Annotated in this window: 16 protein-coding genes; 8 read left to right on the top strand and 8 right to left on the bottom strand. The window is 69.3% G+C overall.

The window, feature by feature from the left end; genetic code table 11:
- Positions 1 to 14: 14 nt before the first annotated feature.
- The gene (locus Q9R17_RS02610) at positions 15 to 3,890 is read left to right on the top strand and encodes a YhdP family protein (protein ID WP_308156903.1); all 3,876 of its coding nucleotides are present in this window, start codon (positions 15 to 17) and stop codon (positions 3,888 to 3,890) included.
- A gap of 61 nt (positions 3,891 to 3,951) precedes the next feature.
- A complete protein-coding gene (gene tldD / locus Q9R17_RS02605) occupies positions 3,952 to 5,397 on the top strand; it encodes a metalloprotease TldD (protein ID WP_308156902.1) in 1,446 nt (481 codons plus the stop codon).
- A 38-nt stretch (positions 5,398 to 5,435) separates the two neighbouring features.
- Here tldD and yjgA read toward each other — a convergent pair whose 3' ends face one another.
- Positions 5,436 to 6,026 carry a ribosome biogenesis factor YjgA gene (gene yjgA / locus Q9R17_RS02600; RefSeq protein WP_308156901.1) on the bottom strand — a complete coding sequence of 197 codons (591 nt, stop codon included), beginning with the start codon at positions 6,024 to 6,026 and terminating at the stop codon, positions 5,436 to 5,438.
- 69 nt (positions 6,027 to 6,095) lie between these two features.
- Here yjgA and pmbA point away from each other — a divergent pair, with 69 nt between their 5' ends.
- Both pmbA and Q9R17_RS02590 read left to right on the top strand, forming a co-directional pair.
- On the top strand, positions 6,096 to 7,463 hold the full coding sequence (gene pmbA / locus Q9R17_RS02595; RefSeq protein WP_308156900.1) for a metalloprotease PmbA: 1,368 nt from the start codon (positions 6,096 to 6,098) through the stop codon (positions 7,461 to 7,463).
- Positions 7,464 to 7,582: 119 nt separating this feature from the next.
- Positions 7,583 to 7,966: a DUF4870 domain-containing protein gene (locus tag Q9R17_RS02590; RefSeq protein WP_308156899.1), complete on the top strand. Its 384-nt coding sequence runs from the start codon at positions 7,583 to 7,585 to the stop codon at positions 7,964 to 7,966.
- 62 nt (positions 7,967 to 8,028) lie between these two features.
- On the opposite strand, the gene Q9R17_RS02585 is transcribed toward Q9R17_RS02590, so the two are convergent.
- Positions 8,029 to 8,958 carry a LysR family transcriptional regulator gene (locus Q9R17_RS02585; RefSeq protein ID WP_308156898.1) on the bottom strand — a complete coding sequence of 310 codons (930 nt, stop codon included), beginning with the start codon at positions 8,956 to 8,958 and terminating at the stop codon, positions 8,029 to 8,031.
- A gap of 111 nt (positions 8,959 to 9,069) precedes the next feature.
- Here Q9R17_RS02585 and Q9R17_RS02580 point away from each other — a divergent pair, with 111 nt between their 5' ends.
- Together Q9R17_RS02580 and Q9R17_RS02575 are read left to right on the top strand one after the other, a co-directional pair.
- On the top strand, positions 9,070 to 9,783 hold the full coding sequence (locus tag Q9R17_RS02580; RefSeq protein ID WP_308156897.1) for an SDR family oxidoreductase: 714 nt from the start codon (positions 9,070 to 9,072) through the stop codon (positions 9,781 to 9,783).
- Positions 9,780 to 10,808: an amidohydrolase family protein gene (locus tag Q9R17_RS02575; protein WP_308156896.1), complete on the top strand. Its 1,029-nt coding sequence runs from the start codon at positions 9,780 to 9,782 to the stop codon at positions 10,806 to 10,808. Before Q9R17_RS02580 ends, Q9R17_RS02575 begins: the two co-directional genes overlap by 4 nt.
- Before the next feature lie 32 nt (positions 10,809 to 10,840).
- Here the strand turns inward: Q9R17_RS02575 and Q9R17_RS02570 are convergent, their stop codons facing one another.
- The 4 genes from Q9R17_RS02570 to Q9R17_RS02555 all read right to left on the bottom strand — a co-directional run bounded on the left by Q9R17_RS02570 (position 10,841) and on the right by Q9R17_RS02555 (position 15,084).
- A complete protein-coding gene (locus tag Q9R17_RS02570; protein WP_308156895.1) occupies positions 10,841 to 11,719 on the bottom strand; it encodes a farnesyl diphosphate synthase in 879 nt (292 codons plus the stop codon).
- Positions 11,709 to 11,969, bottom strand: coding sequence for an exodeoxyribonuclease VII small subunit (locus Q9R17_RS02565; protein ID WP_308156894.1), 261 nt, complete (start codon positions 11,967 to 11,969; stop codon positions 11,709 to 11,711). The genes Q9R17_RS02570 and Q9R17_RS02565 overlap by 11 nt, the downstream gene beginning before the upstream one ends.
- A gap of 36 nt (positions 11,970 to 12,005) precedes the next feature.
- Positions 12,006 to 13,301, bottom strand: coding sequence for a tRNA lysidine(34) synthetase TilS (gene tilS / locus Q9R17_RS02560; protein ID WP_308156893.1), 1,296 nt, complete (start codon positions 13,299 to 13,301; stop codon positions 12,006 to 12,008).
- 79 nt (positions 13,302 to 13,380) lie between these two features.
- On the bottom strand, positions 13,381 to 15,084 hold the full coding sequence (locus Q9R17_RS02555) for an alkaline phosphatase (RefSeq protein ID WP_308156892.1): 1,704 nt from the start codon (positions 15,082 to 15,084) through the stop codon (positions 13,381 to 13,383).
- Between the two features lie 154 nt (positions 15,085 to 15,238).
- On the opposite strand from Q9R17_RS02555, the gene Q9R17_RS02550 reads away from it, so the two are divergent.
- The gene (locus Q9R17_RS02550; RefSeq protein ID WP_308156891.1) at positions 15,239 to 16,573 is read left to right on the top strand and encodes a dicarboxylate/amino acid:cation symporter; all 1,335 of its coding nucleotides are present in this window, start codon (positions 15,239 to 15,241) and stop codon (positions 16,571 to 16,573) included.
- A gap of 232 nt (positions 16,574 to 16,805) precedes the next feature.
- Here Q9R17_RS02550 and Q9R17_RS02545 read toward each other — a convergent pair whose 3' ends face one another.
- The gene (locus tag Q9R17_RS02545) at positions 16,806 to 17,588 is read right to left on the bottom strand and encodes a C40 family peptidase (protein WP_308156890.1); all 783 of its coding nucleotides are present in this window, start codon (positions 17,586 to 17,588) and stop codon (positions 16,806 to 16,808) included.
- Positions 17,589 to 17,720: 132 nt separating this feature from the next.
- The gene (locus Q9R17_RS02540; RefSeq protein ID WP_308156889.1) at positions 17,721 to 18,263 is read right to left on the bottom strand and encodes a C40 family peptidase; all 543 of its coding nucleotides are present in this window, start codon (positions 18,261 to 18,263) and stop codon (positions 17,721 to 17,723) included.
- A 111-nt stretch (positions 18,264 to 18,374) separates the two neighbouring features.
- Between Q9R17_RS02540 and Q9R17_RS02535 the strand changes: the two genes are divergently transcribed.
- Positions 18,375 to 18,857: a peptidylprolyl isomerase gene (locus Q9R17_RS02535; RefSeq protein WP_308156888.1), complete on the top strand. Its 483-nt coding sequence runs from the start codon at positions 18,375 to 18,377 to the stop codon at positions 18,855 to 18,857.
- Positions 18,858 to 18,973 lie beyond the last annotated feature (116 nt).

Here is an 18,973-nt window from a genome sequence, read left to right as displayed (position 1 = left end):
ACCGGCCGGAGCCGATGAGCGCGCCGCCGCGCCTGCGACTGCGAAGGATCCGCCGTCATGCCGTCTATGCTGCTGCCATCGTGCTGGTGGTGGTGGCCCTTGCCGTGGGCACGCTCAGCCAGCTGCTGCCGCTGGCCGAGCGGCACCCGGACAAGGTCGCGGCCTGGCTGAGCGCGCGGGCCGGGCAACCGGTCCGGTTCGACCAGCTGCGTACCGCCTGGACCCGCCGTGGCCCGCTGCTGGAACTGAAGGGACTGCATATCGGCCAGGGCCCGGGCGTTGCCGTGGGCGAGGCCGAGGTGCTGGTGTCGATGTATGCCGGCCTGTTGCCCGGCAATTCACTGACCGAACTGCGCCTGCGAGGCCTGGCGCTGACCCTGCAGCAGGGGGCTGACGGCCGCTGGGCGGTGCGTGGCCTGCCGCAGCCGCAGGCCCCCGGTGGCGATCCGCTGGATACGCTGCGCCGGCTGGGGGAACTGCAGGTCATCGGTGGCCGCCTGGGCATCCAGGCACCGGCGTTGGGGCTGGAGACCACGCTGCCGCGGCTGGACCTGCGCCTGCGCGTGAACGGCGACCGCCTGCGGGTGGGCGTGCGCGCCTGGGCACAGACCGATGCCCTGCCGCTGACCGGCGTCCTGGACCTGGACCGCCGCAACGGTGGCGGCGAGGCCTGGGTCGGGGGGGATCCGGTCGATTTCCGCGCCTGGTCGCCGTTGCTGGCGGCGGCCGGGGTACGCCTGCGCGACGGCAAGGGCGAAGTGAATGTGTGGGCCACGCTGCACGACTTCCGCCCGGTGGCGGTGACCACCGATACGGACCTGCGCCAGGTCCGCATCGACGGCGCGCCGATGCCCGGCGTGGCCGTGCCGAGCCTGCAGCTGCAGCGCCTGCAGGCCCGCGTGCGCTGGCAACGCGATGCCAACGGCTGGTCGCTGCAGGCGCCCCGCCTGCGCCTGCAGGAGACCGACAGCACCGAACAGCTCGATGGCCTGCAGCTGGCGGTGGGCCGCAGGACGCAGCTCAGTGCGTCGCAGCTGACCGCCGCCATCGCCCTGCGCGGATTGGCCCTGAGCGATCGCCTGGACCCGGGCCTGCGCCACTGGCTGTACCTGGCCCGGCCGAACGTGCAGGTACGCGACCTGCAGCTGCGTGCCAGCAGCGGCGGCCCGCTGTGGGTACAGGGCGAACTGGAGCAGCTGGCCTTTGCCAGCGTCGGCGACGCACCGGGCCTGCGCGGCCTGGCCGGCCACGTCGAAGGCGATGCCGATGGTTTCCGCCTGCAGCTGCAGCCCGGCCGCCCGCTGCAGTTCGACTGGCCGACCGGCTTCGGCGTGCGCCATGACCTGCAGCTGGCCGGCGAACTGGTCGGCTGGCGTGACGAGGGCGGCGGCTGGCGCATCGGCACCCCGGCCCTGCGCGTACAGGGCACCGACTATGCCGCCGATGTGCGCGGCGGCATCTGGTTCCAGGGCGACGGCACGCGGCCATGGCTGCAGCTGGCCGCCAAGCTGGACGATGTGCCGATGACCGCGGCCAAGCGCTTCTGGATCCATTCCAAGATGAGCAAGGCCGCCACCGACTGGCTGGACATGGCGCTGGTCTCCGGCCAGCTGCGCAACGGGCGCGGCCTGGTCACCGGTGACCTGGACGACTGGCCGTTCGACGGCAACAACGGCCGCTTCGAGGCCGGTGGCCACATCGACAACGGCAGCATCCGCTTCCAGCACGACTGGCCGGAGATGGCCAAGGTCGATGCGGACATCGCCTTCATCGGGCCGGGCTTCAGCCTGCAGGGCAGCGGCGACCTGGCCGGCGTGGGCGTGCAGCGCTTCGAGGCCGGCATCGAGGATTTCGGTGCCACCCCGCTGTATGTGCGGGCCACCACCCCGAGCGACGCCGAGCGCCTGCTGGCGATGCTGCGCAAGAGCCCGCTGCAGGCCGACTACGGCGACACCTTGAATACGCTCAGTGCGCGTGGCCCGGCCAATGTGGGCTTCGACCTGCTGCTGCCGCTGCATGACGACGAAGGCCAGGGCCACCTGCAGGGCACGGTCGACCTGGCCGGGGTGAAGCTGTCGGACAAGCAGTACAAGCTGGATTTCGACAACGTGCGCGGCCAGGCCCGCTACAGCAGTGCCGGCTTCGATGCCGAGGCGCTGTCGGTCCGCCACCAGGGCCAGGACGGGCAGCTGAGCCTGCGTGCCGGTGGTTTCACGCATGACCCGAAGCAGGGTTTTGAATCGGAACTCACCGCGCGCATGGACGCCGACGCGCTGCTGGACCGCGCGCCGGAACTGGCCTGGCTCAAGCCCTACGTCAACGGCACCTCGCGCTGGACGGTGGCGGTCAACCTGCCGCGTGCGCAGCCCGGCACGCCGGCACCGCCCAGCGAACTGCGGCTGCGCTCGGACCTGGTCGGCACCCGCCTGGACCTGCCGGCACCGCTGGACAAGCCGGCCGAGGAACCGCTGGCCACCACCGTCGGCGCGCAGCTGCCGATGGGTGAGGGCCGCATCGACGTGGCCTTCGGCCAGCGCCTGGCCCTGGCCGCGCGCAGCCATGCCGGCCAGACCGGCGTGCAGGTGACGCTGGGCAGCAGCACGGTCGATCGTGCGCCGCCCACCAGCGGCCTGAATGTCAACGGCCACAGCGGCACCCTGGATGCGCTGGAGTGGATCACCCTGGCGCGCGGTTCCGGCGATGACAGTGGCGACAGCATGCCGTTGCGCGCGGTGGACGTGCAGGTGGGCCAGCTGATGCTGATCGGCGGCGTGTTCGAGCAGACCCGGCTGCAGCTGCGGCCCGGCCCGCAGGCGCTGGATGTGCGCATGGATGGCCCCTCGCTGGTGGGCCGCCTGAGCGTGCCCAATGCGGAGGGCGGCACCATCAGCGGGCAGTTCGCCCGCGTGCACTGGCAGTCGCTGCCGACGCCGGTGAAGCCGCCCGGTGATGGGGGGCCGATCCCGATGCCGGCCGACGGGGCGATGGCCGCGCGCGTGCAGGCCGGTGCCAACGATACCGACCCGGCCAAGCTGCCGCCGCTGGCACTGGATATCGACGACCTGCAGTTCGGCAAGGTGCTGCTCGGCCAGGCCGTGCTGCGCACCCGGCCGTTGCCGGCCGGCATGGGCGTGGACCAGCTCAGCTTCCGCTCGCCCAAGCAGCAGATCGATGTCAGCGGGCGCTGGCTGGGTAAGGGCGAAACCTCGCGCACCGAACTGGAGGCGAAGATCGCCAGCGAGGACCTGGGCACGCTGATGAAGAACCTGGACTACGGCGGCCAGCTGCGCGGGGGAGCCGGTGACGCCACGCTCAAGGCCGCCTGGACCGGCGGCCCGTCGGACTTCCAGCTGGGCAACCTGCAGGGCACCCTGCAGCTGGATGCGCGCAACGGCCAGCTGCTGGAACTGGAGCCCGGTGCCGGCCGCGTGCTGGGCCTGCTCAGCGTGGCCCAGCTGCCGCGCCGGCTGCTGTTCGATTTCCGCGACTTCTTCTCCAAGGGCTTCGCCTTCAACCAGGTCGAAGGCACCGTGCAGTTCGGCAGCGGCATGGCCCGCACCGACAAGGTGCTGATCGAGGGGCCGGCGGCCAACATCACCATCCGTGGCCAGGCCGACCTGCGCAACCAGCAGTTCGACCAGACCATCGACGTCAACCCGCGTTCGGGCAACCTGCTGGCCGTGGTCGGCGCAGTGGCCGGTGGTCCGGTCGGCGCGGCGCTGGGCGCGGCCACCAACGCGGTGCTGTCCAAGCCGCTGGGCGAGATCGGGGCCAAGACCTACCGGGTCACCGGGCCCTGGAAAGAGCCCAAGGTCGAGGTGATCGAGCGCGAGCGCACGCCGCCACCGGCCCCGGCCACGCAGCCCCCTGCGGCGGCCGGAAAGCGCTGATTTCTTCCCCCGCCGGCGCGCAGGGCTTGCCTTGCCGCGTCGCGCCCCCCAGATTGGACCCATGAACGACAACGCCCTGACTCTCGCCCACGACCGCCTGTTGCGCCCGTCGGGCCTGGACACCGCCGGCCTGGAGCGCGCCTTCGGCCAGCTGCTCGGCCCCGGCATCGACTTCGGTGACCTGTATTTCCAGCATTCGCGCCGCGAAAGCTGGAGCGTGGAGGACGGCATCGTCAAGGACGGTGCGCACTCCATCGAGCAGGGCGTCGGCGTGCGCGCGATCGCCGGTGAGAAGACCGGCTTCGCCTATTCCGATGACATCCATGCCGACGCACTGCTCACGGCGGCGCAGTCCGCCCGTGCGATTTCACGCGAAGGCGGTGCCCAGACCGGGCGCTCGCTGGTGCGCGGCAATGCGCGCGCGCTGTACCCGGCACTGGACCCGGTGGACAGCCTGGGCAACGAAGCCAAGGTCGAAGTGCTCAAGCGCGTGGATGCGTTCCTGCGTGCGGCCGACCCGCGGGTGAAGCAGGTGATGGTGAGCCTGTCCGGCGGCGTGGACACCGTGCTGGTGGCGCGCAGTGACGGCGTGCTGGGGGCGGACATCCGCCCGCTGGTGCGCCTGAACGTGCAGGTGATCGTCGAACAGAACGGGCGCCGTGAATCCGGCTATGCCGGTGGCGGTGGCCGTTATGACTACGCCGAACTGTTCGCCGGTGGCCGCCCCGAAGCCTTCGCCCGCGAAGCGCTGCGGCAGGCCCTGGTGAACCTGGAGGCGGTACCGGCCCCGGCCGGGGTGATGCCGGTGGTGCTCGGCCCGGGCTGGCCCGGCGTGCTGCTGCACGAAGCGGTCGGCCACGGCCTGGAAGGCGATTTCAACCGCAAGGGCACCAGTGTCTACGCCGGCCGCATCGGTGAGCGCGTGGCCGCACCGGGGGTGACCATCGTCGATGACGGCACGCTGGATGGCCGCCGCGGCTCGCTCAACATCGACGATGAAGGCCACCCGACCCAGTGCACCACGCTGATCGAGGACGGCATCCTGGTCGGCTACATGCAGGACAGCCTCAACGCCCGCCTGATGGGCGTGGCACCGACCGGCAACGGCCGCCGCGAATCGTTCGCGCACCTGACCATGCCGCGCATGACCAATACCTACATGCGCGCCGGCCAGCATGACCCGGAAGAAATGATCCGCTCGGTGAAGAAGGGCCTGTACGCGGTCAACTTCGGTGGCGGCCAGGTCGACATCACCAGCGGCAAGTACGTGTTCTCGGCCACCGAGGCCTATCTGATCGAGGACGGCCGCATCACCACGCCGGTGAAGGGCGCGACGCTGATCGGCAACGGCCCGGAGACCATGCAGAAGGTGCGCATGATCGGCAACGACCTGGCGCTGGACGAAGGCGTGGGCATCTGCGGCAAGGACGGGCAGAGCGTGCCGGTCGGCGTCGGCCAGCCCTCGTTGCTGATCGAGGGCCTGACCGTCGGCGGTACCCAGGCCTGAGCGCGATGCGTGCCCGGGCCGCCACAGGGGGCGGGGACTCAGTCCTCGCCGTCCTCGTCGCTGTCCTCGGTGAGGCTGTCGTCGCCGCTGGCGGCCTTCAGGCCCAGCGCGGCCGGCAGCATCAGCGTGCGCAGCACCTGGTAGATCTCGCGGTAGGCACGCGGCGGCTTGTTTTTCGCTTTTTCCGCCTGGGCATTGCGTACCAGCGTGCGCAGCTGCTGGCGGTCGGCCTGCGGGTAGTCATCCAGCAGGGCGGCCAGCGCCTTGTCGCCGTCGGCCAGCAGGCGCTCGCGCCAGTCTTCCACGCGGTGCATCATCGCCACCTCGCGGCGGCCGGTTTCGCTGTTGGCGTCCAGCGCATCGCGGATCGCCTCCAGCGTCGCCTCGTCCTCGCGGCGCATGTGCTTGGCCAGGAACGCCAGCTGCCGCTTGTGGGCGATGTGCGCGGTGATGCGCTTGCACTCGGCGATGTGCGGCAGCAGGTCCTCCGGGATCGGCAGCCGCGCCAGCTGTGCCGGGGTCAGCGACACCAGTTTCTCTCCCAAGGCCAGGACTTCCAGGGCTTCGCCGCGCTTCTGCTTGCGGCTCTTGTCGTGGAATTCACCGGTTTCTTCGTCGCGTCCGCGCATCGTCCATTTCCTACTTCAGAAAAACGTCGCCCGGCGTGATGCCGGGCCCAACCCGTACAGGATAAAGCATTGAACGTGATCGCCCCTGAAGTCGCCACCGGCGACGACAGCCTGGCCCGGCTGGAACGGCTGGCCGACCTCTCCCAGCGCCTGCTCGACCAGGCCCGGGCCCTGGGCGCGACCCAGGCCGAGGTCAGCTGCAGCGAGGAACGCGGGCTGGACGTGAATGTCCGGCTTGGCGAGGTCGAAACGGTGGAATCCACCCGCGACCGTGGCATCGCCGTGACGGTCTACTTCGGCCAGCGCAAGGGCAGTGCCAGCACCGCCGACCTGCAGGAGGCCAGCCTGGCCGCCACGGTCGAGCAGGCCTGCGCCATTGCCCGCCACACCGAAGACGACCCCGCCGCCGGCCTGGCCGAGGCGGCACTGATGGCCCGTGATTTCCCGGATCTGGACGGCTGGCACCCATGGGCGCTGCAGGCCGACCAGGCGGTGGACCTGGCGCTGGCCTGCGAAGCGGCCGGGCGTGAGGCCGATGGCCGCATCAGCAATTCCGACGGTGCCTCGGTCGGCAGCGCGCAGAGCCTGTCGGTGTATGCCAATTCGCACGGCTTCATCGGCCGCGAGCGTGGCACCCATCATTCCATCGGCTGTGCGCTGATCGGTGGCCAGGGCGATGGCATGCAGCGCGATGGCTGGTACACCAGTGCGCTGGCCCGCGAGGACCTGCAGGACCCGGTGGCCGTGGGCCGCCGGGCCGCCGAACGGACCGTGGCCCGCCTGCAGCCGCGCTCGATGGCCACCGGCAGCATGCCGGTGCTGTTCGCCCCGGAAGTGGCGCGCAGCCTGGTCGGCCACCTGCTGTCGGCCGTGTCCGGTGGCGCGCTGTACCGGCAGGCCAGCTTCCTGCTCGACAGCGTCGGCCAGCGCCTGTTCCCGGACTGGATGCAGATCGAGGAACTGCCGCACCTGCGTCGGGGGCTGCGCTCGGCCGCCTTCGATGGCGATGGCGTGGCGACCCGCTCCTCGCCGCTGGTCAGCGATGGCGTGCTGCAGCGCTACGTGCTGGGCAGCTACTCGGCGCGCAAGCTGGGCCTGCAGACCACCGCCAATGCCGGTGGCGTGCACAACCTGCAGGTCGCGCCCAGCGCGGACCTGGACCTGCACGGCATCGCCCGGCAGATGGGCCAGGGCCTGCTGGTGACCGAACTGATGGGCCAGGGCGTCAACGGCGTGACCGGTGACTATTCGCGCGGGGCGGGTGGCTTCCGTGTGGAAAACGGTGAGATCCAGTACCCGGTGGACGGCATCACCATCGCCGGCAACCTGCGGCAGATGTTCGCCGGCATCGAAGCGATCGGCCATGACGTGGATGTGCGCTCGCATATCCGGGTCGGCTCGATCCTGGTGGGGCAGATGACGGTAGCCGGCGAGTAAGGCGGCCACGCGACCGGCGAACGATTGAAACCTTCAATGGCGTAAGCTGGGCAGGCCTGGCGGGCCGGCGGGGAGCCGGCCGCCCAGACCACCCAATACACGAGCAAAGGAGATTGACCGTGAGCGAGTTCGACAACGTCACCGCACCGCCGCCGCCGCCGAGCACCACCGAGCCGGCACCCAGCGACCAGCGCACCATGGCCCTGGCCGCACACCTGCTGGGCATCTTCACCTGGTTCATCGGCCCGCTGATCATCTGGCTGGTCAACAAGGACGATGCCAGCAAGGGCTTTGTCAACGATCAGGCCAAGGAAGCACTGAACTTCCAGATCACCATCACGATCGCCTTCTTCATCTGCTTCCTGCTGACGTTCGTGCTGATCGGCGCGCTGCTGATGCCGCTGGTGGGTATCGTCAACCTGGTGTTCTGCATCATCGCGGCGGTGAAGTCCAACAACGGCGAAGCCTACCGTTATCCGTTCGCGCTGCGCCTGGTCAAGTAAGCCCGCGTTGCAGGACCATCGAAAACGCCCGGCATTGCCGGGCGTTTTCCGTTGTGGCCCGGCTACGGTGCGGTGGTGCGGGCGATCCCCTGGCAGGTGGTTGCCAGGGTATCGCGCAACCAGCGATGCACCGGGTCGGCATCGTGGCGCGGGTGCCAGATCGCGCGGATCTTCACCGCCGGTGTCGGCACGGGAAGTTCAAAGCAGGCAATGCCGGCCGCCAGCGCGTCGCCGCCGGATGCGGCCACACCCAGCGACAGGGCTGGCACCAGCCCGACCAGGTCCGATCCACGCACCACGGCGATGGCGTTGGCGTAGGTGAGCACCACCAGGGCGATGCGCCGCTGCAGCCCGGCCGCGGCCAGCGCTTCATCGACGGGGCCTCGGGACGTGCGCCGGCGCGCCACCACCACGTGGCGGGCAGCGGCGTAGCCGGCGGGACTCACCGCCGACAGCAGGGGGTGGCCGGTACGGCAGATGCCGACGAACCGGTCCTGCAGCAAGGGGCGGGTGCGCAGTTCCGGGGCCTCGGTGCCCAGCACGCCGATTTCCAGATCGATCAGGCCATCGCGGAGCGGCGTGGCGTCCTTGTCCGGCTTGGGCACGAAATGCAGTGCGACCCCCGGCGCGGTCGCGGCCAGCGCCGCCAGCAACGGGGCAGCGGCCAGGCTGATGAAGCCTTCGTTGGCACGCAGCGTGAACGTGCGCTCCACGGTGGCCAGGTCCACCGTGTGCCCCGCCGGTTGCAGGACCGCACGTGCCTGCTGTGCCAGCCCATGGACGCGCTCGCCAAGCTGCAGGGCGTAGGGCGTTGGCACCAGCTGCCGCCCGGCCAGCACCAGCAGCGGGTCCCCCGTCGCCGCGCGCAACCGGGCCAGTGTCCGGCTCATGGCCGAAGCGCTCAGGCCAAGCCGCTGCGCGGCCCGGGTCACACTGCATTCGGCCAGCAGGACATCCAGGGCCGCCAGAAGATTCAGGTCCACGTGCTGCATGGGCAGTCGGTCGATGAATGATTTGAATGCAATCGATTATTGCATGGCGTGCGTCTGGTGCAATCGAATGGGGCGCAACAGACTGGGGGCCCCAACCGGTGAGTTGTTTCCATGCACCTCTGCTCCCCTGATGCATCGCCCTCCCTGCTGCTGGTCGGCGCGTCCCGCGGCCTGGGCCTGGCCATGGCCGCCGAATTCCTGCAGCGCGGCTGGTCGGTGACCGCCACGGTACGCGGCGACCGCCCGACGCCGTTGCATGCCCTGGCAGACGATCACCCCGGGCGACTGCGGATCGAATCCCTGGACATCACCGACACCAGCCAGATCGCCGCGTTGCGGGCACGACTGGCCGGAGCAAAGTTCGATGTGCTGTTCGTCAACGCCGGTACCGCCAATGCCGACCAGGACGAAACGATTGCCGAAGTGAGTACCGAAGCGTTCGTGCAGGTCATGGTGACCAACGCCCTGGGACCGATGCGCGTCATCGAGGCCCTGCAGGACGTGGTACGGGCCGATGGCCTGATCGGCGTCATGTCCTCAGGCCAGGGCAGCATCGCCAACAATGAAAAGGGCGGGCATGAGGTCTACCGCGGCAGCAAGGCGGCGCTGAACCAGTACATGCGCTGCCATGCCGCGCGCCATGCAGGCGCGTCACGTGCCTGGCTGCTGCTGGCCCCCGGCTGGATCCGCACGCAGCTGGGTGGCCCGCAGGCCCCCTTCGGGCTTGAGGAAACCATTCCCGCCATCGTGGACACGGTGCTGTCCAAGCGCGGCCGGCCGGGGTTGGAGTTTCTCGATCGCATGGGGACTACCGTGCCATGGTGAGCCCGACGCATGCGATGCCGCTGATCGGCATTGAAGAGCATTTCCTGACCGGTGCCATCCGCGATGCCTGGACGGCTGCCGGCCTGGCCGCGAGCGATCCCAGTGTGGCCTTCCATGGCGGAGCGGTCGAAGCCCGCCTGCTGGCGCTGGGGCATGCGCGTCTCGCCCTGATGGATGAAACCGGGCTGGACATGCAGGTCCTGTCGCTGACGACACCGGCGTTGAATGATCTGGGGCGGCGCGGCATCGACCTGGCGCGGCAGGCCAACGATGCGCTGGCCGAAGTGGTTGCGCGCCATCCCGATCGCTTCCAGGCGATGGCGACGTTGCCGCTGGGTGAACCGGAAGCGGCCGCGCGGGAACTGGCGCGCTGCGTACAGGTGCTGGGCTTCAAGGGCACGGTGCTGTGCGGGAAGGCCGGCGGCCGCCATCTGGACGATCCCGCGCTGTTTCCGGTGCTGCAGTGTGCGGCCACGCTGGGCGTTCCGGTGCTGCTGCACCCGCGTACACCGGATGCCGCCGTGCGGGCCGCCTATTACACCGGCTTCACGCCCGCAGTGGACGCGGCCTTCGCCACCTATGGGCTGGGCTGGCACTACGATGCCGGCATCCAGTTCCTGCGGCTGGTACTCGCCGGCACCTTCGACCGCCTGCCGGAACTGCAGGTGATCCTGGGGCACTGGGGAGAAGTGGTGCTGTTCTATGCCGAGCGTCTGGTCGCGATGGATCGGGTGGCGGGGCTGCAACGTCCGCTGGCACGCTGCCTGCGCGAGAACCTGCATGTCACCGCCAGTGGCATGTTCCTGCCGCATTTCCTGCAGCGGGCCGCTGCGGTGGTCGGCCAGGACCGGCTGCTGTTCTCCACCGATTTTCCCTACCAGTACCGTCCCGGGCACGATGCCCGCCGTTTCCTGGAGACCTGTGGGCTCGACGATGCGGCCAAAGCCGGTTTCGCGCATGGCAACTGGTTGCGGTTGACCGCAGCACAGGGCACTTCCACTGCGCGTGGCACGCGGGGCGAATGAAGGACAGGCCTGTGGCAGGGCCTGTCCGGGTATCAGTGGTCGCGCTCGACCGCCAGCCGGGCCAGCGCGCGCAGCGGATCGGCTTCTTCGCGGTAACCGGCCAGCCGGTGTTCCATCCGTTCGGCCAGGGTGCGCAGATGGGCCTTGGCGCCGTCCATGCCGAGCAGGGCGGGGAAGGTCGATTTGGCCTGTGCCTGGTCCTTGCCGGCGGTCTTGCCCAGCTGTTCGGAACTGGCTTCCACATCGAGGATGTCATCGCGCACCTGGAAGGCCAGGCCGAGCGCATCGGCGAAGGCATCCAGGTCGGCCAGCACCGGTTCGGGGGCTTCACCGCACAGCGCGCCCATGCGCACGGCCGCGCGGATCAGTGCACCGGTCTTCAGTGCGTGCATGCGGGTGAGCGCCTGCAGCGATTGCAGCTGGCCGGTGGCGTCGATATCCAGCGCCTGGCCGCCGCACATGCCGGCCGCACCGGCGGCATGGGCCAGGGTCTGCAGGCAGGCCACGCGCAGGTGGGCGGGCATCGCCGCATCGGCCAGCAGGCCGAACGCACGCGCCTGCAGTGCATCGCCGGCAAGAATGGCGGTGGCTTCGTCGAAGGCCACATGGGTGGTCGGCTTGCCACGGCGCAGGGCGTCGTCATCCATCGCCGGCAGGTCGTCGTGGACCAGCGAATAGGCATGGATCAGCTCCACCGCCATCGCCGGGGCGTCCAGCCGTGCCATGTCCGCGCCGAACAGCAGGCCGCTGGCGTAGACCAGCAAGGGGCGCATGCGCTTGCCGCCGCCCAGCACCGAATAGCGCATGGCCTGGTGCAGCTTCAGCGGTGCCTCGGCCGGCGAGGGCAGGGCAGCATCGAGCTGGCTTTCAATACGGTCGCGCCAGCGCGCGAAGCTTGCCTCAGCCGTCATGGCCGGGGGCGTCGAACGGCTCGGCGGTATCCGGCTGGGCCGGATCGCTGAGCAGGCGCACGCGCAGTTCGGCCTGTTCCAGGGCCTGCTGGCACTGCCGGTACAGACCGACACCGCGTTCATAAGCACTGAGCGAAGCTTCCAGGCTCAGCTCACCGGTTTCCATCTGCTCGACCAGCTGTTCCAGTGCTTCGAGCGACTGCTCGAACTGGGCCACCGGCGAGGCGTTTTCAGGGGACTTCTTGGCCATGCAGCAAGTGTGGACGGGTGGCGCGCGAGGGTCAATTCACCAGCCGCCGGGACGCCACTGCAGCTGCGCGCCGTGGTTGTCCAGCCAGGCCTGCAGCGGTGCGGCGATGACCACATCGGCGGCGGCCAGCAACTGCGCGCCATCGAACAGCAACGGCAGCTGCGTGCGCCGCCAGGGCGCCAGATGCTCGCGCTGCAGGCAGTCCTTCAAGGCATGCGTGTGGGCGCGGCCGGGCAGCTGGATGCGCTCGCCGCCCTGGCGTGCGCGTACCTGCAGTGGATGGGCGAAGCCGGGGGCGCCCAGCAGGTTCAGCTGCCCGCCATCAGGCAATGCCAGCGGCGCGCGGCCGTCCCATGGGGACTGCCAGCCGGCGGGCAGGTGGGGCAGGGTGGCCGGCAGCAGGTAGGCGTGTTGCCGCCATTGGCGGATGGCATGGCCGTGCCAGAGCACCTGCGCCTGCCGGTCCGGCGTGGCGGCCAGCAGTTCCTGCTGCAGCTGGTGCAGCACGGTGGCGGGCAGGGGCGGCGCGCCGTGCTGGCGTACCCACGCGCGCAGCACGCGGGCCGCCCGTGCCGGAGCCACCTGCCGCAGCAGTTCCAGCGACAGCACGCGCGGGGCAACCTGCAGATGCGCCAGCAGTTCGTCGTCTTCTTCATCCAGCAGTGCGCGGGTCTGGCCGCACTGCTGGGTACTGCGTGCCAGTGCGGCGGCGGCATGCGGCCAGCGCGCGCGCAGCAGCGGCATCACCTGCAGGCGCAGGAAGTTGCGGTCGGCCGTGTCGTCGGCGTTGCTGGGGTCCTCGATCCACGGCAGGTCGTGGGCGTGGGCATAGGCCTGCAGATCGCAGCGGGAAACCTGCAGCAGGGGACGCCACAGCCGGTGCCCCTGCAGGCTGCCCTCGGCGGACATCGCCGCCAGGCCGTCGACACCCGAACCGCGCAGCGCGCGCAGCAGGAAGGTCTCGGCCTGGTCATCCTGGTGCTGGGCCAGCGCCAGCGTCTCGCCGGGGCGCAGTTCAGCGCCGAAGGCCGCACGCCGCGCCTGCCGCGCCGCGCCTTCCAGACCGAGCCCGCCGGTCACATCCACCTGCACCCGGTGCACAGCCAGGGCCATGCCCAGTGCATCGCACTGCCGCTGGCAGTGCGTCACCCAGGCATCGGCCGCGGCCAGCAGCCCATGGTGGACATGCACCGCGCGCAGCGGCACACCGCTGGCCTGTGCCGACTGCCACAGCCAGTGCAGCAGCACGGTCGAATCCAGCCCGCCGCTGTAGCCGACCAGCAGCGGTGCGTCCAGGGACACGCGGGACGGGAAGGAGGGAGCGGTGGACATGCCGGGACTGCAACGAAAACGGCGGCCAGTATGGCCGCCGTCGTCGTCATGCTCCAGTGCAGGCGCGTGGCGCCCTGGCTTACTCGGCCTTGCGCTCGAAGCGGGCCGGGGCGGGCAGTTCGACCGGCACGCCGTTGGCATCACAGGTGCCGGCCTGGCACAGGCGCTCGCGCAGGCGCGGGGTGGCCTGCACCACCATGTGGTAGATCGCGTTCTGTTCCAGCGTGCCGCGGATCGCCTTGCTGCCCGGGCCACGCGCCCAGATGCCGACATCCTCGCCACCGTGCGACTCGCCCTTCATCGGTACCAGCGCTTCCTGCATGTAGTCCGGGTTTTCGGTATCGACCTGGGTCAGGTCCGGGCGGCCCGCCACCGGGTCGAAGCTGCTCGGGCCGTGCGGGTAGTGCTTCGGACCGGCCGGCTGCTGGTTGGTCGCGCCGGTGTAGCCGGGGCCGTTGGCGTAGCTCAGGGTGGTGTAGGGCAGGCCCAGGCCGTCGCGGGCCAGGTCCAGCGCACCGGTGCCGTCTTCGCCGCCCTTGTCCTTCACCTTGCCCAGGATCGGGTTGCCGCGGGCCGGGTAGCCGACGAAGTTCAGGGTGTGGGAATGGTCGGCGGTGACGATGATCAGGGTGTCGTCGGCCGACGTCATCTCCGCGGCGGCACGCACCGCATCGGACATCGCCACGGTGTCGGTGAGCGCCCGGTAGGCGTTGCCGCTGTGGTTGGCATGGTCGATGCGCGCGCCTTCGACCATCAGCACGAAGCCGTCCTTGCTGCGCGACAGGGTGGTGATCGCCGCGCGGGTCAGCTCGGCCAGGCTGGGCTCGCCGGCCGGGTCCTGCGCGCGGTCATGCTCGTACTGCATGTGGTCCGGTTCGAACAGGCCCAGCAGGGCCGGTGCGCCGGCCGCGGCCTGCAACTGCTTGGCATTCCATACATAGGCACCCTGCGGGTGGGCCTGCTGCCATTCCTGCACCAGGCTGCGGCCGTCCAGGCGCTGGCCGACCTTGTCGTCGTATTCCGGGTCGCGTTCTTCCACCGTGGTGAACTGCGCGCGGCCACCACCGAGGGCGACCAGCGGGCCACGGCCGTAGCGCGAGGTGGACAGCAGCTGCTGGGCGATGTCCTTGCAGCCTGCGGCCTTGGCGGCTTCCGGCAGGTCCGAATCGTTTTCCCAGTTGCGTTCCGGCGAGTGCGCGTAGGTCGCCGCCGGGGTGGCGTGGGTGAGGCGGGCGGTGGACACGATGCCGGTGGCCAGGCCCGCGCTGTCGGCCAGCTGCAGCCAGGTCAGCAGGCCCTTGTTCAAGCTGTCGGCGCAGTTGTTGCGGGTGCCGGCGCTGACGCCGATCGCGCCCATGTGGGTCTTCACGCCGGTGGTGATGGCGGTCATGGTGCCGGCCGAATCGGGCGTCTGCGAATCGGTGTTGTAGGTCTTGCTGAACGCGGTGGCCGGGAAGCGCTCCCACGACAGCAGGTTCTCTTCGCCGGAGCTGCCGCTGCGCTGCCCTTCATAGATGCGTGCGGCGGCCACCGTGGTCAGGCTCATGCCGTCGCCGAGGAACAGGATGACGTTTTTGGCCTTGCCGGCCATCGCTCCGTTGGCGGCGGCCTGTGCCGCACCACTGCGGTACCACCACTGCGGGGTTTCCCCGGCCGGGTGGGCGACCGGTTCGACGGCGACCTTCAGGCCTGCCGGCGCGGCGGCCGGGGTGGACGTGCTGGCGCAGGCGCCCAGCAGCACGGTGGCGGCGCAGGCGGCGAGCAGAGAGACGGAACGGCGCATGGACGTTGGGTTCTCACAAAGCAAAACGGGGCGTTCATTATGCCCGGCGTCGCAAGGCACGCCGATGACACACTGATTTGTCCTGCGGGCGGTCGTTCCACGGGTACGCATGGGCTATGGTGGAACCATCTCCTGTTCCCCCTCTGGATGGCTTATGACGCTGGTCTCTGCCTGGCTGCGGATTCCGTTCTGGAAACGCGTCGTTGGCGGTTTCGTGCTTGGCGCGCTGGCAGGCTGGGCGTTGGGTCCGGCTGCGGAAACCTGGTTCGGCCCGCTTGGCGACCTGTACGTGACCCTGATCAAGATGATCGCGGTACCGCTGGTGTTCTTCGCGGTGATCAACGCGATTTCCTCGCTGCACGGGCAGAAGTCGGTGGCCGCGCTCAGCGGGCGCACCTTCCTGTGGTTCGTCATCACCGCCGCGCTGGCGGTCTGCGTGGGCCTGGGCGTGGGCACGGTGATGCAGCCCGGGGCCGGTGGCCTGCAGCTGTCGATGGCCAACAACTATGTGCCGCGGCAGGTGCCCAGCGTGGTGCAGGTGCTGCTGGACGTGGTGCCGTCGAACGTGTTCTACGCGCTGTCCGGCATCGGTACCAAGGTCAATGCCGCCGGTGAGACCGTGCTGGCGGCAGGCAGGGGCTCGATCCTGCCGGTGATCTTCTTCGCCGGCCTGGTCGGCTTTGCCATCGTCAAGCTGGGCGAGAAGGTGACCGAAGCGCGCAAGCTGGTCGGTCAGATGAGCGAGATCATGATCCAGGTGACCCGCTTCGTGCTGGAAGTCACCCCGATCGGCACCTTTGGCCTGATCGCCGGCCTGGTCGGCAGCTACGGGTTCGAGAAGCTGCTGCCGCTGGGCAACTTCGTGCTGGCCCTGTACGTGGCCTGCGCCCTGCACATCGTGGTGGTGTACAGCGCGCTGCTGCTGTCGCATGGTCTGAACCCGCTGAAGTTCTTCCGTGGTGCGGCCCCGGGCATGCAGGTGGCTTTCGTCAGCTCGTCCAGCTTCGCGGCGATGCCGGTGGCGCTGCGCTCGATCACCCACAACCTGGGCGTGAACAAGGATTACGGTGCTTTTGCCGTGCCGCTGGGCGCGAGCATCAAGATGGATGGTTGCGGTGCGATCTACCCGGCGCTGTGCGCGGTGTTCATTTCGCAGTACAGCGGCGTGCCGATGACGCCGGAGCAGTATGTGGTGGTGCTGATCGCCTCGGTGCTGGGCAGTTTCGGCACCGCCGGCGTGCCGGGCACGGCGGTGATCATGGCCACGGTGGTGCTGAGCGCGGCCAACCTGCCGCTGGAGACCATCGGCTATCTGTACGCCATCGACCGCATCCTGGACATGATGCGCACGATGACCAACGTGACCGGGCAGATGGTGGTGCCGGTGCTGGTGGCCAAGGAAACCGGCCTGCTGGACCAGAAGGTGTATGACAACCCCAGCACCAACCTGGGCGTGGATGACCCGGACCCGGGCCCGCCACAGCGCTGACCCCGCGCCCGTATCAACACCGGCAACGGCCCGCCACACCCTGGCGGGCCGTTTTCATTCCCGCCCGCGCGCCCGCCCGGCCGATGGATGGTGTTCCGTCCCAGGGGTAGATCCACGCCGCGTCTCTGGTAGATCCACGCCCTGCGTGGATGGGGCAGGCCATGACCCATAAAAAAAACCGCTGCAAGGCAGCGGTCTTTTCGTGCATCGGAACCTGCAGAGCGCTTCTACATCAAAGCTCGACGCGTCGGGCCTGCATGAACTTGTTGCCCCAGTAGCCGCTCAGCAGGGTGTCCACGCGGACATCCTTGCCGCTGCTCGGTGCGTGCAGGAAGCGGCCTTCGCCGACATAGATGCCGACGTGGTCCACCCGGCCCTTGCGGCCGAAGAACACCAGGTCACCGGCGGCCAGCGCATTGCGGTCGTTGATCAGTTCGGCGTTGCCATCGTGGGCCATTTCACGCGAGACGCGCGGCAGTTCGATGCCCAGGGCGGTGCGGAAGACGTAGCTGACCAGGCCGCTGCAATCAAAGCCGTTGTCCGGGTTGGTGCCACCCCAGCGGTACGGGGTGCCCAGCAGGGTCATCGCGCGGCGCAGCAGGGACTGCACCTTGCCGTTGTCGGCGGCATCACCGACCACGGCACCGGTGGCGGCGCTGCTGGTGTCGTAGTTGGCCAGCAGGCGGCTGAGGTCACCGGCGACCATCGCCGAGCGGTCCATCAACGGGATGCTGTCGTTGGATGCCAGGTGCGGCAGCAGGGCGGCCAGCGTGGCGCTGGCGGCGGCGTCGGCACGGCTGCGCTGCGGTGCTTCGACCTTGGCGGCCGGCTTGGCGGCGGCGGGCGTTGCCGGGACCTCGGCCACCGGTGCAACCGGGGCGTCAGCGGGGCGGGGAGCGGTCTGTGACCATGCCGGAAGGCTGGTCAGGAGCAGGGCCACGCCCAGAAGCAGGGGGCGGGCGCTACGCGCAGGAGCGGCGGTCTGGCCTTCACACGTCAGGTCGTCAGTCGTCACGCGGTGGTCACAGGTCAAAAAGCGATGGAGCATCATGCCCTGTAAAGGGGGGCATTAGTTAAAAATTCCGTTAGCAATATGTTATGCCTATCGTGACTTCCATCACATTTTTGGACATTAGCCCTGTTCAGCTTAGCGAAGAACACGTTTCGCGCCGGTGTAGTGGTCCTTCCAGTACGGGCCGCTCAGGGAGTCCAGCCGGACCGTTCCGCCGGTACTGGGGGCATGCACGAAACGGCCTTCGCCGACATAGATGCCGACGTGGGTGACGTTGCCGCGGCTGCCGAAGAACACCAGATCGCCGGTGGCCAGCCGCTTCGGATCGATCTTCGGCCCCTGCACGGCGGCCAGGTCGCGTGAAGTACGTGGCAGCCGCAGGTCGAGCATTTCCCGGTAGACATAGGTCACCAGGCCGCTGCAGTCGAACCCCGAATCGGGCGTGTTGCCGCCATACCGGTAGGGCGTGCCGACCAGGCTGATGGCACGCATCAGCACCGAATTGGCCGCCTGCGGGTTGTCCGGCACGGTGCTGGGCCAGACCGTGGTGCTGGCCGATGGTGGCGCAGGGCGGGTCGCTTTGCCGCCACCACAGGCGGCCAGCAGGCCGGCCAGTGCCAGCAGCACCGCGGCAGTGGAGTACCGGCGCAGGCCGGGCAAAACTGGCGTGATGTGCATGATCTCCGGATAATGCGCCACCTTGGGATGGCCGACATGATGGCCGTGTCCCCGCCGGGCGACAACCCGCCCCAACCCTCTGCCGGCAGGCAGACCCAGACAGAGTTGCGCATGAAGATCGAAAAAGACCGCGTTGTCCGTTTCCACTACACCGTTGCCGAAGCCGGCCAGGCGCCGATCGAATCGTCCAAGGACCGCGGCGAGCCGCTGGCCATCCTGATCGGCCACGGCAACATCATCCCGGGCCTGGAAAACGCCATGATGGACAAGGAAGCCGGCGCCAGCTTCAGCGTTGACGTCGCCTCGGCCGATGCCTACGGCGAACGCCGTGACGGCCTGTCCCAGCGCGTGCCGAAGAAGCATTTCGGCACTGCCAAGCTGGCCCCGGGCCAGCAGGTCGTGCTGCAGACCAACTTCGGCCCGCGCGCGGTGACCGTGCAGAAGGTCGGCATGAGCGTGGTCGATGTCGACCTGAACCATCCGATGGCCGGCAAGGACCTGCACTTCGACGTGGAAATCGTCGATGTGCGCGAAGCCAGCAAGGAAGAGATCGATCACGGCCACGTGCACGGCGACGGCGGCCACCAGCACTGAGGCACCGGTGCAGGCAGCCCTGGCGCTGCCTGCATGGGCCCTTACAGGACGGCCCACCCAGGTGGGCCGTTCGTTTCTATGCCCGATGGCCCATTCATGCACAGGGGACGGCCCGC

Origin of the sequence: Stenotrophomonas sp. 24(2023) (genome assembly GCF_030913365.1) — a bacterium.
GTDB lineage: Bacteria > Pseudomonadota > Gammaproteobacteria > Xanthomonadales > Xanthomonadaceae > Stenotrophomonas.
This window is presented reverse-complemented; position numbering and strand designations above follow the sequence as displayed.

Coding starts and splice junctions, on each gene's coding strand:
- Q9R17_RS02610 (WP_308156903.1), top strand. CDS start 15: ATGAGCGCGCCGCCGCGCCTGCGACTGCGAAGGATCCGCCGTCATGCC.
- tldD (WP_308156902.1), top strand. CDS start 3,952: ATGAACGACAACGCCCTGACTCTCGCCCACGACCGCCTGTTGCGCCCG.
- yjgA (WP_308156901.1), bottom strand. CDS start 6,026: ATGCGCGGACGCGACGAAGAAACCGGTGAATTCCACGACAAGAGCCGC.
- Q9R17_RS02585 (WP_308156898.1), bottom strand. CDS start 8,958: ATGCAGCACGTGGACCTGAATCTTCTGGCGGCCCTGGATGTCCTGCTG.
- Q9R17_RS02580 (WP_308156897.1), top strand. CDS start 9,070: ATGCACCTCTGCTCCCCTGATGCATCGCCCTCCCTGCTGCTGGTCGGC.
- Q9R17_RS02570 (WP_308156895.1), bottom strand. CDS start 11,719: ATGACGGCTGAGGCAAGCTTCGCGCGCTGGCGCGACCGTATTGAAAGC.
- Q9R17_RS02565 (WP_308156894.1), bottom strand. CDS start 11,969: ATGGCCAAGAAGTCCCCTGAAAACGCCTCGCCGGTGGCCCAGTTCGAG.
- tilS (WP_308156893.1), bottom strand. CDS start 13,301: ATGTCCACCGCTCCCTCCTTCCCGTCCCGCGTGTCCCTGGACGCACCG.
- Q9R17_RS02555 (WP_308156892.1), bottom strand. CDS start 15,084: ATGCGCCGTTCCGTCTCTCTGCTCGCCGCCTGCGCCGCCACCGTGCTG.
- Q9R17_RS02550 (WP_308156891.1), top strand. CDS start 15,239: ATGACGCTGGTCTCTGCCTGGCTGCGGATTCCGTTCTGGAAACGCGTC.
- Q9R17_RS02540 (WP_308156889.1), bottom strand. CDS start 18,263: ATGCACATCACGCCAGTTTTGCCCGGCCTGCGCCGGTACTCCACTGCC.
- Q9R17_RS02535 (WP_308156888.1), top strand. CDS start 18,375: ATGAAGATCGAAAAAGACCGCGTTGTCCGTTTCCACTACACCGTTGCC.